The sequence below is a fragment of the Streptomyces sp. NPDC054956 genome (genome assembly GCF_053609185.1).
Genome location: NZ_JBSGXB010000248.1, coordinates 1 through 11,604, shown reverse-complemented (window position 1 = coordinate 11,604; position 11,604 = coordinate 1). Strand labels below are relative to the sequence as shown.

Genomic DNA, 11,604 nt, shown 5'->3' with positions numbered 1-11,604 from the left:
GTCAAGGGTGGCCGAAGGCCATCGCGAAGCGACGCGACGAAGGAGCGCCCTTGACAGGCCGGCCCGGCACGGAAGGACACTCGACGCCCGGGACGCCCCCCCGGTCACCGTCGAAGTCACCGAGTGCGTGGGCCCCGCCAACCCCGCCCCCGACCAGCCGCCGCAGCCCCCGCCCCGCTCGCAGCCCCAGTCACCGTCGCACCCCCCCCACCTCCCACCCCCACCCCCACCCCCCACCCCCCACCCCCGAAAACCCCTTCCCCTCCCTCCCCCCGTCCGGAACGATGAGGTGCATGGTTTCCACCGACCGACTGCTCGCCTTCGCCGCGATGTCGTTGCTGCTGATCGTGATTCCGGGGCCCAGCGTGCTCTTCGTCATCGGGCGCGCCCTGTCCCAGGGGCGGCGGGCCGTGCTGACGACCGTGGCCGGGAACACGCTCGGCGCGTACGCGCTCGTCGTCGCCGTGGCCTTCGGGGTGGGCTCGATCGTCGAACGCTCCGTGCTCGTGTTCACCGCGCTCAAGCTCGCGGGAGCCGCCTACCTCGTCTACCTGGGGGTCAAGGCCTTCCGCCAGCGCCACTCCCTGCGCGCTGAATTCGGCACGGAGGCGACCGCGTACGGAACGTGGCGCTCGCTGTGGGAGGGCTTCGCCGTCGGCGTGGCCAATCCGAAGACGATCGTGTTCTTCGCCGCCGTCCTCCCGCAGTTCGTGGACCGCGACCAGGGCCACGTAACGGCCCAGATGCTGCTCCTCGGCCTCGTCTTCAACCTCATCGCCGTGGTCTGCGACAGCGCGTGGGGCATGGTCGCCGCGACCGCCCGCAGCTGGTTCTCGCGCTCACCCCGGCGGCTGTCCGCGATCGGCGGGGCCGGCGGGCTCGCGATGATCGGTCTCGGCGTGACCGTCGCCGCGACCGGCCGCAAGGACTGACCCGAAGCCCGAAGCCCGAACCGCGCGCCGGCCCGACCCGCAACACGCTCCACAGCCCCATCCGAAGCCTCGTCCGAAGCCGCCCCGGGGGATCCATGCGTGTCCGCTCGACCGTCCTTGCCGCCGTCGCCGCCGTCGGCGCCCTCCTGCTCTCCGGCTGCGCCGGCGAGCAGGAGACCAAGGCGCCGAACACGAACGTGAGCTTCAAGCCCGTCCCGAGCGACACGGCGCCCGAGCCGACGAAGTCGGGTGCGGGCGTCATCCAGTGGTACCAGAGCGGCGGACGCGAGCGGCTCAACAGCCTGATCACCTCGGCGAGGATCGCCCACGGCAGCCACGAGGCGGGCAAGGCGTACATCGACCTGAGCAACCTGTCCACCAGCCTGGAAGACGCCCGGGGCTACGCGACGATCCCCGACCCCAAGGTCCACGAGTCCTGGACGAAGGCCCGCAAGCAGATCGGTGCGGGAACGCGCCGGGTGCTGGCCACGTCCGGCCTGGGCGCGCCACCCACAGAACCCGACGAGATGGACGGCGTCCCCGGCGACGGCTGGTCGTGGATCGCCGACGGCATCGAGACCCTCAGGGACACCGATGCGCAGCTGCGCGCACTGGGCTGCGTATCCACCGAGAACCCGTGGAAGTAGCCTGCACGGCGGCCGCCCTCCTCACCGCTCCCCGGCCCACTTCCCAGCCCCCTCCCCGACCGGCCCACCGAACTACCTGCCGGATCACCTGACTTGTCCTTCGCTCTCCGCCGGTCTGATGATCTACTGCTGAGCTGAGAACCCTCGCGGAAGGAGCACGGGACGTGGACGTGGACATGGACGAGCAGGACCTGCTGGCTGTCCGGTTCGAGGAGCACCGGTCCCATTTGCGCGCCGTCGCCTACCGGATGCTCGGATCGATCGGCGAGGCCGAGGACGCGGTCCAGGAGTGCTGGATGCGGCTGAGCCGCACCGACGTCAGCGAGGTCGAGAACCTCGGCGGCTGGCTGACGACGGTCGTGGCCCGGCTGTGCCTGAACGGGCTGCGTGCGCGCGAGACGCGTCGCGAGGACTCCCTGGAGACCCGCATGCCCGATCCGGTCATCAGCCGGGACACCGCGATCGACCCCGAGGACGAGGTGATGCTGGCCGACTCGGTCGGCCTGGCCCTGATGGTGGTCATGGAGTCCCTCGCGCCCGCCGAGCGGCTGGCGTTCGTCCTGCACGACATGTTCGCGGTGCCCTTCGAGGAGATCGCCGTGATGCTCGACAAGACGGCGGCGACGACCCGGCAGCTCGCCAGCCGGGCCCGCCGGCGCGTGCAGGGGCGGGCTCCCGTGCCGGACCCGGATCTCTCGCGCCAGCGCGAGGCCGTCAGCGCGTTCTTCTCGGCCACCCGCGACGGGGACTTCGACGCGCTCGTCGCCCTGCTCCACCCGGACGTCGTCCTGCGTTCCGACGGCGGCGTCGCGCGCGCCCGCCAGACGGTGGTCCTGACCGGCGCGAAGACCGTGGCCTCGCAGGCGGCCCTCTACCGCGACCTCGCCCCGTTCGTCCGCCCGGTGCTCGTCAACGGCGCGGCGGGCATCGTGTGCGTCGTGGAGGACCGCGTGTTCTCGATGATGGCGTTCACGGTCGTCGACGGCCGGATCGTCGCCATCGACGTGATCGCCGACCCCCACCGGCTGGACGCCCTGGACCTCTCCGCCGTCCTGTGACGGAGCTGCCCGCGCCCGTACCCTCTCCCCCATGATCGAATCACACACCCACATCCGCGTCGCCCGGCCCTCCCTCGACATCGCCGCCGCCGAGCGGTTCTACGTGGACGGGCTCGGGCTCGACGTGGTCTGGCGCAGCACCGAGCACGTGCCCGGGGAGCACGACCTCCTCATGGTCGGGCCCGCCGGCGGGGGCTGGCACTTCGAGCTCACCCACGACCCCGAGAAACCCCTGGTGCCCACCCCCACCGTGGACGACCTCTTCGTCGTCTACCTCGGCGAGGCCCTCGACGAGGCCCTGGTGGCCCGGCTCGTCGAGCACGGCGGTACCCGCGTGGCCTCCCACAACCCGTATTGGGACACGTACGGGGTCACGATCGCCGACCCCGACGGCTACCGGCTCGTGCTCTGCTCCCGCACCTGGGGCTGACGGCCGGCCGTTGCGTTCGACGGCCGGCCCCTTCCGACCGGTCGCCCGTCCGGAGGCGGCGCCAGTGACGCGGGGCGCTGCATCCGGACGGGGCGTCATCTCGACGCAGCTCAAGGGCCGCTGTTGCGGCGCTGGCCGGGATTCAGAACCTCGTCGTCCGCGTGCGTGCCGAACTCGGCGACGCGCACCTCCGCGATGCGCTCGTACCGGCTGATCCGGTCGGTCCACTCCGCGTCCACGCCGAACGCCACCTGCGCGAAGCCCACCCGCCGGACGGCCTCGGCCATGCCCGGATCTCCGGGGGCCAGCAGCCGCACCGGTGCGTCGAGCGCCACGGTGTGCGGCGGCACGAAGTACTCGTCCGGCACAACGGTGCGCGCGTGGACGAGCGCGCCGACAGCGACGACCGAGCCGGCCCCCAACCGTGCGCGCTGCAGGACCGTTGCCGAGGTCGCCACGTAGGCGCACCTGCCGACCTCGCAGCCCAGCAGCGTGGCATGCGGCCCCACGAAGACGTGGTCGGCGACAAGCACCGGTTGATCGCCTGCGACCGCGGACCCGCGCAGCACCGCGTTCTCGCAGATCACCGCCGCTTCCCCGACCTCGATCCGAGACCCCTCGGCATCGAGCACCGCGCCGTACATCACCCGCGCCCTCGGCCCCACGCGGACATCGCCGACGAGCGTGGCCGTCGGGGCGATGTAGGCGGTGGGATGGACCTGCGGCTCGTGCCCGCGATGCCGGATGCGGATTCCTTGCGCGTCAGCGATCATGAGCGGATTCTCGCCCGACCGACCGCGAGCATGCTGGCGGTTTTCCGACGTCGCGTTCGCCGGCACAGGTGCCGTCCGCGATCCGGGGGACTACAGGGCGCGAACGTCGGCTGCTGCTGCGCTAGCGCCAGAACTGCGCGAGCGCCGCTTCCTTGTACGGGGCCGGGCTCACGCTCAGGTCCCCGGCGAAGGGCCGGTCGAGCGCCATCACCAGCAGCAGGCTGAAGCCGATCAGTCCGGCCACCGCCGACACGAACAGCAGCTGCATCTTCAGGCTCCGCAGCCCGAAGAGGAACGTGAGCGGCAGGATCACCAGCGCGCCCCCGTACACGAGGACTTGCAGCAGGATCGGCAGCGAGGTCTCGGCCATGGTCACCCGCGCCCGGCGCTGCGCGGCGACGTCGTTGAGGCGGCCGGCGGCCTCCCCGTAGAAGGTCTCGCCGCGGACGCCGACGGGCTCGTAGGCCTGGAGTGCCCGGTACAGGCCGTGCGTCTGCTCGGCGGTGGCCTCGTAGCTGGGCCGGCCCTCGCGCATGAGGGGCCACTGGACCTCGACGACGGCGTGGACGTACTCCCCCACCGCCCGTTCCACGCGGGCGCGTTCGGCCGGCGGGAAGACCTCGGCGCTGCGGACGACGAGGGCCAGGTCGGTGGCCTCGGTGGCGACGATGGTCTGGGTGTTCTCCAACTGCGTCCACAGGGTGACGACGACGAAGGCCAGGATGATGCCGTAGATCGCGCCGAACATTCCCAGGGCCACGCCGACCATCTCGTTGTGCTCGCCGGCCGCGAGGTGCGGGAATCTGCGGCGCGCGGCGAGGCTGCCGCCGACGGCGAGGGCGACGAAGCCGCCGACGAGGACGACGCCGAGCAGAAAAGTGCTGAGGTGATTGAGCAACCAGAGGATCATGTCCGGCCCAACGACCACCCGGCCCCGGGGGCCCGCCCGAAGATCAGCGCGAGCGCTCGCCCGCCGTGGGCCCTCCTGCGCGGCCTACCGGGACGCGGCGGCGCGGGCCGGCGGCCGCGAGGTCCCGCCGGTCCTGGTCACCCGCACCGCCGCCGCGCCCGTACCGGCTCCCGCGCCCGCGATCCGCGGGCTCAGCCGCCCACCTTCGGCGTCTTCGGCAATCCGGTGGACAGCGCGGTCCCGGCTCCGGCGAGGGAGGCGTCGGTGGCCTTCGAGGCGGATCCGGCGGCCGAGGCGGTGACCTCCACCGCCGTCTTCGCGTCCTTGATCGCGCCGCCGGGGTGGTCGACGATCTCGCCGACGCGCTGGGTGATCGGGGGTCCCTGGATGGCGGGCTCGTCGGCGGCGTGCGCGACGGCGGGGGTGAGGGCGAGGGCCGCGCCCCCGGAGAGGACCAGGGCGGTGAGGCTGCGCTTGATGGCGTTCATACCGACCAGAACGACCCGCCCGACCCCGGGTCACCGCCCGCCCCCACCCGTTCCGCGAATCCGCCGACGCCCGCCTTCTGAAAACGGTCCAACAGATCCTGGACCGTCATGGGCGGATTCCTCTTTCCCCCGGCCGGAAAGTCCGCCGGGTTCCCCGTCACGAGAGCATGCGCACCGCCCGCAACCGCGGCTGCGGACTCCCCCTCCGCCCCGCAGCCCGGTCTCGGGCTCAGTACGGCAGTCCCGTTCCGTTCATGGCAAGCTCGGCCTTCTGCCCCCGCAACGCCCCCGGCCCCGGGCCGCCTGGGGAGGCGGGCCGGGGCCGGGGCGATGACACAGCGGGGGCAGAACGGGGTGGGGTCAGTCCTCGACCACCAGGGACGGGGTGGACTTCGTCAGGACCTCGCCGCGGAAGAAGGCCGGGCTGCGGCGTTCGGTGACGAACATGACGACCAGGCCGAGGGCCAGCAGGCCGACGCCGATGACGAAGACGCTGCCGACGCCGAGTCCGGGGATGGTGGAGCCGGAGCCGTAGGAGGGGTCCCAGGCGTCGTAGAGGGTCTTGAAGAAGACCGCGGCGAGCAGCAGGCCGCCCATGACGGGGAAGACGCCCTTGAAGAACAGGTCGCGCAGGGAGCGGCGCAGCTCGCCGCGGAAGTACCAGGCGCAGGCGAAGGCCGTCAGCGAGTAGTAGAAGCAGATCATCAGGCCGAGCGCGAAGATCGTGTCGGTGAGGACGTTCTCGCTGACCAGGGTCATCACGGTGTAGAAGCCGCCGGTCGCGACGCCCGCCATGACGGTGGCGCGGCCGGGGGTCTTGAACTTCGGGTGGACCTTGGCGTAGGAGGGCGGCAGCGCCTCGTACGTGGACATGGCCAGGACCGTGCGGGCGACCGGGATGAAGGTGGTCTGCAGGGAGGCGGTCGCGGAGGCCAGGACGGCGACGAAGAGCAGGATGCCGAGCATCGGGCCCATGACGGGGCCGGCGAGGGCGGCGAAGACGTTGCCGGAGGTCTCCGGGTTGCCGAGGCCGAGGCCGTCGGCGCCGGAGCCGACCGCCATCTGGGCGGCGATGCCGGTGGCCAGGTAGGAGCCGACGAGGACGACCATCGCGATGAGCGAGGCGCGGCCGGGGGTCTTGGCGGAGCCGGTGGTCTCCTCGTTGGTGGCCAGGCAGGCGTCCCAGCCCCAGTACATGAAGATCGAGAGCGAGAGTCCGGCGGTGAAGGCCGCCATGGACTCGACCGCGAAGGGGTTCATCCACTGCCAGGAGAAGTCCAGGCCGGTGTCGAAGGTGCCGGCCGAGGCCTTCTGGAAGGCCATGGCGACGAAGATGGCGAGGACGGCCAGCTGGAGGCCGACCAGGGCGTACTGGACGCCCTTGGTCGCCGTCATGCCGCGGTAGCTGATGGCGGTCGCGACGGCGATGAGGGTCAGGCAGGTGACAATGTGGACGAGTTTGTCGTCGTCCAGGGCGGAGATCGACGGGTTGCCCGTGATCTCGCCGGCCAGCAGCCAGAAGTAGGACGTGGCGACGCCGGCCAGGTTGGAGAGCACGATGATCGTGGCGATCACCAGGCCCCAGCCGCACATCCAGCCGATCCGCGGGCCGAAGGCCTTCACGGTCCAGGTGAAGGAGGTGCCGCAGTCCGGCATGGACTTGTTGAGCTCGCGGTACGCGAAGGCGACCAGGAGCATCGGGAGGAAGCCGGCGAGGAAGACGGCCGGCATCTGGACGCCGACCTCGCCGGCGGTGGAGCCGAGGGTCGAGGTCAGGCAGTAGACGGGGGCGACGGTGGAGATGCCGATGACGGCGCTTCCCACGAGGCCGACGGAGCCCTTGCCGAGGCCCTTGCCGCGGACGTCACCCTCGGGGGCCGTCCCGCTTACCGTGTCTCCGGCCCGGGGCCGAACGTCCAGCTGTGTCATGGGTAAGGACGTTAGACGCTGCGTTTTCCATATCTGGAGGACTTAAGTCCGGATATCCACACCCCGGATGACCTTCGAATCCGAATGACCGGGCGACCATGTAGCTCGAAATGGAAGGTTGGCTCGGGCACCCATCCTCCGTTCGCGAGGTGGCGGACATCGGGTTCCGGTATGCGGAAACCGCAGCCCTGTCCGTTTTGGGCGTTTCGAAACTTTCCCGTGTGACTTTGGCCGGACCGTCGACGCCGGACCGTACCGACCGGCCCTCGGACCGGACGCGAAGGGCTCCCGATGATCTTGTACAGTCGCGCGAGCTCAAGATCACCTACTCCGAGAAGCCGGAAACCGGATCATGCGACTCGTACAACTGCCCACGGCGGCCGGGGCCTTCGCCCTGCTGTTCGCGCTCACCGCCTGCGGGGGCGACGACACCGCGTCGCTCCCCGGCGCCGTCGGCGGCAACGGCGCCCAGGGCGCCCCCCAGAAGCGGGAGCCCGGGTTCAAGGGGCTGCAGAAAGCCGGCTCGATGGCGGGGGCATCCCGAATCGTCGGCGCGTACACCAAGTGCGCCAACGTCACCGCACCCCGCGAGGGCAAGTCCGAGGAGGACGACCCCACGTACGGCAAGGCGTTCACCGTCACCGAGCGCGGGAAGTGCAACGACGGCCGGACGACCATCCTCATGATCAAGGACGCGAAGGCGTTCCAGGCCGCGTACAAGGCCGACCTCGACAAGAAGCGGGCCGAACACCCCCGCTACCGGATCAACATCGGCCCCATCGTCGGCCAGGACTTCGCCACGGGGTCGGAGGACTCCGAGACGATGTCCGCCATGCTGGGCCCGGCGAGCGGCCTGCGCGTCCTGAACTGCCACCCGGACTTCAAGCCGCCGAGCGGCTACACCAAGGAGCCGGCCCTGGTGAAGGGCTGCGTCCTCACGAACTACCTGTCGGAGAACTGACCCGGCAGGGGAACGGGTGAGGGGCCGGGGCGCGACGCCCCGGCCCCGCCCTCTCGTGCCCGCCGGGGGCCGGCCGAGGCTCAGCCGGTCCAGACGATCGACTGGATCTCGCTGTAGGCGTGCAGGGCGTACGAACCCACGTCCCGGCCCACGCCCGAGCGCTTGAAACCGCCGAACGGCGCCTCCATGTTCCGCCCGATGGTGTTGACGCCGACCCCGCCCGCCCGCAGCCGCCGCGCCACCCGGAAGGCGCGCGCCGCGTCCCCGGACCACACGTAGCTCAGCAGCCCGAAGTCGCTGTCGTTGGCCAGCGCCACGGCCTCGTCCTCGTCCCCGTCGAAGGGGACGACCACGACCACCGGCCCGAAGATCTCCTCCCGGACCACGCGCATGTCGTTCGTGCAGTCGACCAGCAGGGTCGGGGCCACGTAGAAGCCCTTGCCCGCCGCGGCCCCCTCCCCGACCACCGGGCGCTCGCCGCCGAAGGCGATCCGCGCGCCCTCCTTCTTCCCCAGCTCGATGTACGACTCCACGCGGTCCCGGTGCGCCGCCGAGATGACGGGGCCGACCACCGTGCCCTTCACCGTCGGGTCGCCGACCTTCATGAAGGCCAGGTAGCCCTGCAGCTTCTCCACCAGCTGTTCGTACACCGACCGGTGCACGATCACCCGGGTCGGAGCCGTGCAGATCTGCCCGGAGTAGAAGGAGAACGTGGTGCCGATCCCCATGACCGCCGCGTCCAGGTCGGCGTCCGCGAGGACGATCGCCGCCCCCTTGCCGCCCAGCTCCATCAGCTGCCGCTTCATCGTGCGCCCGCACACCTCGGCGATGCGCTGCCCGACGCCCGTGGAGCCGGTGAAGGACACCATGTCCACGTCCGGTGAGTCCACGGCCGCCTCGCCGACCTCCACCGAGGTGCCCGAGACCACGTTCACCACGCCCGCCGGGACCCCGGCCTCGTGCAGCGCGTCCGCCATCCGGAACACCGACAGCGGGTCCTGCGGGGCCGGCTTCACGACCACCGTGTTGCCCATGGCCAGCGCCGGGGCCACCTTGCCCGCCGGGTTGGCCCACGGGTTGTTGTACGAGGTGATGCAGGTGACAACGCCGACCGGCTGGCGCACCTCCAGCGCGCCGAGCACGCTCGCCCCGCCCATCGGGCCCGCCTCGGTGACCTGCGGCGGCAGCCCGCGCTCCACCGGCTCCAGCGCGCCCTTCGCGTACCGCCGGAAGCGGGTCACCCCGACGCCGACCTGCATGCCGCGCGCGATCCCGGTCGGGGCGCCCGTCTCCGCCTGGGCGAGGGCCGACCAGGGCTCGTACTCCCGCTGGATGATGTCGGCGGCCCGGTCCAGGATCGCGGCCCGCTCCTCCGGCTTCGTCCGCGACCAGCTCTCGAAGGCGGCCGCCGCGGCGCGCGCCGCGTCCTCGACCTGGCCGCGCGAGGCCTCGGGGGCCAGCCCGACCACGGACTCGTCCGCCGGGTTGACCACCTCGTAGTGGCCGCCGGCCGGCTCGACCCACTCGCCGCCGATGTAGAGCTTCTGTGCGCTGGTCACCTGGTGCTCACCGTCCTCGTGTCCCGGCCCGAACGGAGCACGATCCCGGGGATCGCCCCCGTGATCTCGTCGTCACGGATGGTCTCCACACCATTGACGCGTACGGACACGATGCCGATGGCCCGCGCGTCCAGCCGCGGGCTGTCCCCGGGCAGGTCGTGCACGAGCGTCGCCGGTCCGGCCTCGATCCGCTCCGGGTCGAAGAGGACCAGGTCCGCGTGGAAGCCCTCCTCGATCCGCCCGCGCTCGCGCAGCCCGAACAGCTGGGCCGGGTCGTCGGTGAGCATCCGTACCGCCTGTTCCAGCGGCACCAGCTTGCGGCCGCGCAGGCAGTCCCCGAGGAACCGGGTCGTGTACGGGGCCCCGCACATGCGGTCCAGGTGCGCGCCGGCGTCGGAGCCGCCGAGCATGACGTCCTCGTGCTGCCAGGTCTCGGCGCGCAGCGCCCAGGTCGCCGGGTCGTTGTCGGTCGGCATGGGCCAGAGCACCGTGCGCAGGTCGTCGTTGGCGCAGATCTCCACCAGGCACTGGAAGGCGTCCTGGCCGCGCTCGGCCGCGATGTCGTTGACGACGCGGCCCGACAGGCCCTCGTTGGCCTCGCTGTAGGTGTCGCCGATGACGTAGCGCCCGAAGTTCGCCAGGCGCCGGAAGACCCCGGCTTCCTTGCTGTCGGCGCGGCGCAGCATCTCGGCCCGTACGTCGGCGTCGCGCAGCTTGGCGATGCGCTCGGGGACGGGCAGGCCGAGGATCTCGCCCCAGCCGGGGATCAGGTTGAGGGCGCAGAACGTGCCGAGCGACATGTTCATGGGGGTCAGGATCGGCATGGTCAGCGCGACGATGCGGCCGCCGGCCTTGCGGGCGCGCTCGCTCGGGACGAGCTGGCGCGGCACGCGCTCGGGAACGGAGGCGTCGATGGTCAGCACGTTCCAGTTCAGCGGCCGGCCGGCGGCCGCGCTCATCTCGACGAAGAGGTCGATCTCCTCGTCGGCGAACTGGTCGAGGCAGCCCGCGACGATGGCCTCCAGCTGGGTGCCCTCGTGCTCGGAGACCGCCTTGGAGAGGGCGATCAGCTCGGCGGGCTCGGCGTGCCGGGAGGCCACGGGGGCGCCGGAGCCGTCGGAGTGCGTGGAGGACTGGGTGGTCGACAGGCCCCAGGCGCCGGCGTTCATGGCGTCGTGGAGCAGGTCGAGCATGGCCTGCATCTGTTCGGGGGTGGGCTTGCCGCCGGTGGCGTCCTCGCCCATCACGTGCCGGCGCAGCGCGCAGTGGCCGACCATGAAGCCGGCGTTGACGGCGATGCGGCCGTCGAGCGCGTCGAGGTACTCGCCGAAGGTGGACCAGGTCCAGTCGACGCCCTCTTCGAGCGCGGCCAGGGCCATGCCCTCGACCTTGCTCATCATGCGGCGGGTGTAGTCGGCGTCCTCGGGGCGGGCCGGGTTGAGGGGGGCCAGGGTGAATCCGCAGTTGCCGCCCGCGACGGTGGTCACTCCATGGTTCATGGAGGGGGTCGCGTACGGGTCCCAGAACAGCTGGGCGTCGTAGTGCGTGTGGGGGTCTATGAAGCCGGGGGTGAGTACGAGGCCTTGCGCGTCCTCGCTGGTCGTCGCTGGTTCGGTGACGGTGCCGGGCACGGCGATGACGGCTATCCGGCCGTCGCGTATCCCGACGTCGGCCACGCGGGCCGGGGCGCCGGTGCCGTCGACGACGGTGGCGCCCTTGATCAGGTGGTCGAGCATGACGTCCCTTCTGCGGGTGTTCGCGTTGCGCGCCGTGTCCTGGGGCTCCGCCCCAAACCCCGCGCCTCAAACGCTGGCGGGGCTAGATTTTGGCCGGCGTCGGCCTGCACGTGACCGCCGGCGGGCGACCAGATCCAGCCCCTCCGGCGTTTTATGCGCCGCCCGAGGGCCAAACAGCCCC

10 protein-coding genes and 1 pseudogene are annotated in these 11,604 nt (G+C 71.6%); 5 read left to right on the top strand and 6 right to left on the bottom strand.

Annotated elements, in window-relative coordinates; all coding sequences use genetic code 11:
• Positions 1–293 precede the first annotated feature (293 nt).
• From ACWGDE_RS29240 to ACWGDE_RS29225, 4 genes are all read left to right on the top strand, one after another.
• Positions 294–932: a LysE family translocator gene (locus tag ACWGDE_RS29240; RefSeq protein ID WP_453392032.1), complete on the top strand. Its 639-nt coding sequence runs from the start codon at positions 294–296 to the stop codon at positions 930–932.
• 95 nt (positions 933–1,027) lie between these two features.
• Complete coding sequence (locus ACWGDE_RS29235) at positions 1,028–1,579, top strand: hypothetical protein (RefSeq protein WP_453392031.1); 552 nt, start codon at positions 1,028–1,030, stop codon at positions 1,577–1,579.
• 176 nt (positions 1,580–1,755) lie between these two features.
• Positions 1,756–2,637 carry an RNA polymerase sigma factor SigJ gene (sigJ, locus tag ACWGDE_RS29230; RefSeq protein ID WP_453392033.1) on the top strand — a complete coding sequence of 294 codons (882 nt, stop codon included), beginning with the start codon at positions 1,756–1,758 and terminating at the stop codon, positions 2,635–2,637.
• A 31-nt stretch (positions 2,638–2,668) separates the two neighbouring features.
• Positions 2,669–3,067: a VOC family protein gene (locus ACWGDE_RS29225; protein ID WP_453392030.1), complete on the top strand. Its 399-nt coding sequence runs from the start codon at positions 2,669–2,671 to the stop codon at positions 3,065–3,067.
• Between the two features lie 110 nt (positions 3,068–3,177).
• On the opposite strand, the gene ACWGDE_RS29220 is transcribed toward ACWGDE_RS29225, so the two are convergent.
• From ACWGDE_RS29220 to ACWGDE_RS29205, 4 genes are all read right to left on the bottom strand, one after another.
• Positions 3,178–3,840, bottom strand: a complete 663-nt coding sequence (locus tag ACWGDE_RS29220) for a gamma carbonic anhydrase family protein (RefSeq protein WP_453392029.1) — start codon at positions 3,838–3,840, stop codon at positions 3,178–3,180.
• Positions 3,841–3,961: 121 nt separating this feature from the next.
• On the bottom strand, positions 3,962–4,750 hold the full coding sequence (locus ACWGDE_RS29215) for a bestrophin-like domain (RefSeq protein WP_453392028.1): 789 nt from the start codon (positions 4,748–4,750) through the stop codon (positions 3,962–3,964).
• Between the two features lie 191 nt (positions 4,751–4,941).
• Positions 4,942–5,238, bottom strand: coding sequence for a hypothetical protein (locus ACWGDE_RS29210; protein ID WP_453392027.1), 297 nt, complete (start codon positions 5,236–5,238; stop codon positions 4,942–4,944).
• Between the two features lie 360 nt (positions 5,239–5,598).
• On the bottom strand, positions 5,599–7,167 hold the full coding sequence (locus tag ACWGDE_RS29205; RefSeq protein WP_453392026.1) for an APC family permease: 1,569 nt from the start codon (positions 7,165–7,167) through the stop codon (positions 5,599–5,601).
• Between the two features lie 352 nt (positions 7,168–7,519).
• Between ACWGDE_RS29205 and ACWGDE_RS29200 the strand changes: the two genes are divergently transcribed.
• Positions 7,520–8,128 carry a hypothetical protein gene (locus ACWGDE_RS29200; protein ID WP_453392025.1) on the top strand — a complete coding sequence of 203 codons (609 nt, stop codon included), beginning with the start codon at positions 7,520–7,522 and terminating at the stop codon, positions 8,126–8,128.
• A gap of 80 nt (positions 8,129–8,208) precedes the next feature.
• On the opposite strand, the gene ACWGDE_RS29195 is transcribed toward ACWGDE_RS29200, so the two are convergent.
• Both ACWGDE_RS29195 and ACWGDE_RS29190 read right to left on the bottom strand, forming a co-directional pair.
• Positions 8,209–9,687 carry an aldehyde dehydrogenase family protein gene (locus ACWGDE_RS29195; protein ID WP_453392024.1) on the bottom strand — a complete coding sequence of 493 codons (1,479 nt, stop codon included), beginning with the start codon at positions 9,685–9,687 and terminating at the stop codon, positions 8,209–8,211.
• Positions 9,684–11,456 (bottom strand): annotated as a pseudogene (locus ACWGDE_RS29190) (N-acyl-D-amino-acid deacylase family protein); the annotation flags it as partial. The gene ACWGDE_RS29195 and the pseudogene ACWGDE_RS29190, both read right to left, overlap by 4 nt.
• Between the last annotated feature and the right edge of the window lie 148 nt (positions 11,457–11,604).

Coding starts and splice junctions, on each gene's coding strand:
- sigJ (WP_453392033.1), top strand. CDS start 1,756: ATGGACGAGCAGGACCTGCTGGCTGTCCGGTTCGAGGAGCACCGGTCC.
- ACWGDE_RS29215 (WP_453392028.1), bottom strand. CDS start 4,750: ATGATCCTCTGGTTGCTCAATCACCTCAGCACTTTTCTGCTCGGCGTC.
- ACWGDE_RS29205 (WP_453392026.1), bottom strand. CDS start 7,167: ATGACACAGCTGGACGTTCGGCCCCGGGCCGGAGACACGGTAAGCGGG.
- ACWGDE_RS29200 (WP_453392025.1), top strand. CDS start 7,520: ATGCGACTCGTACAACTGCCCACGGCGGCCGGGGCCTTCGCCCTGCTG.
- ACWGDE_RS29225 (WP_453392030.1), top strand. CDS start 2,669: ATGATCGAATCACACACCCACATCCGCGTCGCCCGGCCCTCCCTCGAC.
- ACWGDE_RS29220 (WP_453392029.1), bottom strand. CDS start 3,840: ATGATCGCTGACGCGCAAGGAATCCGCATCCGGCATCGCGGGCACGAG.
- ACWGDE_RS29240 (WP_453392032.1), top strand. CDS start 294: ATGGTTTCCACCGACCGACTGCTCGCCTTCGCCGCGATGTCGTTGCTG.
- ACWGDE_RS29235 (WP_453392031.1), top strand. CDS start 1,028: ATGCGTGTCCGCTCGACCGTCCTTGCCGCCGTCGCCGCCGTCGGCGCC.
- ACWGDE_RS29210 (WP_453392027.1), bottom strand. CDS start 5,238: ATGAACGCCATCAAGCGCAGCCTCACCGCCCTGGTCCTCTCCGGGGGC.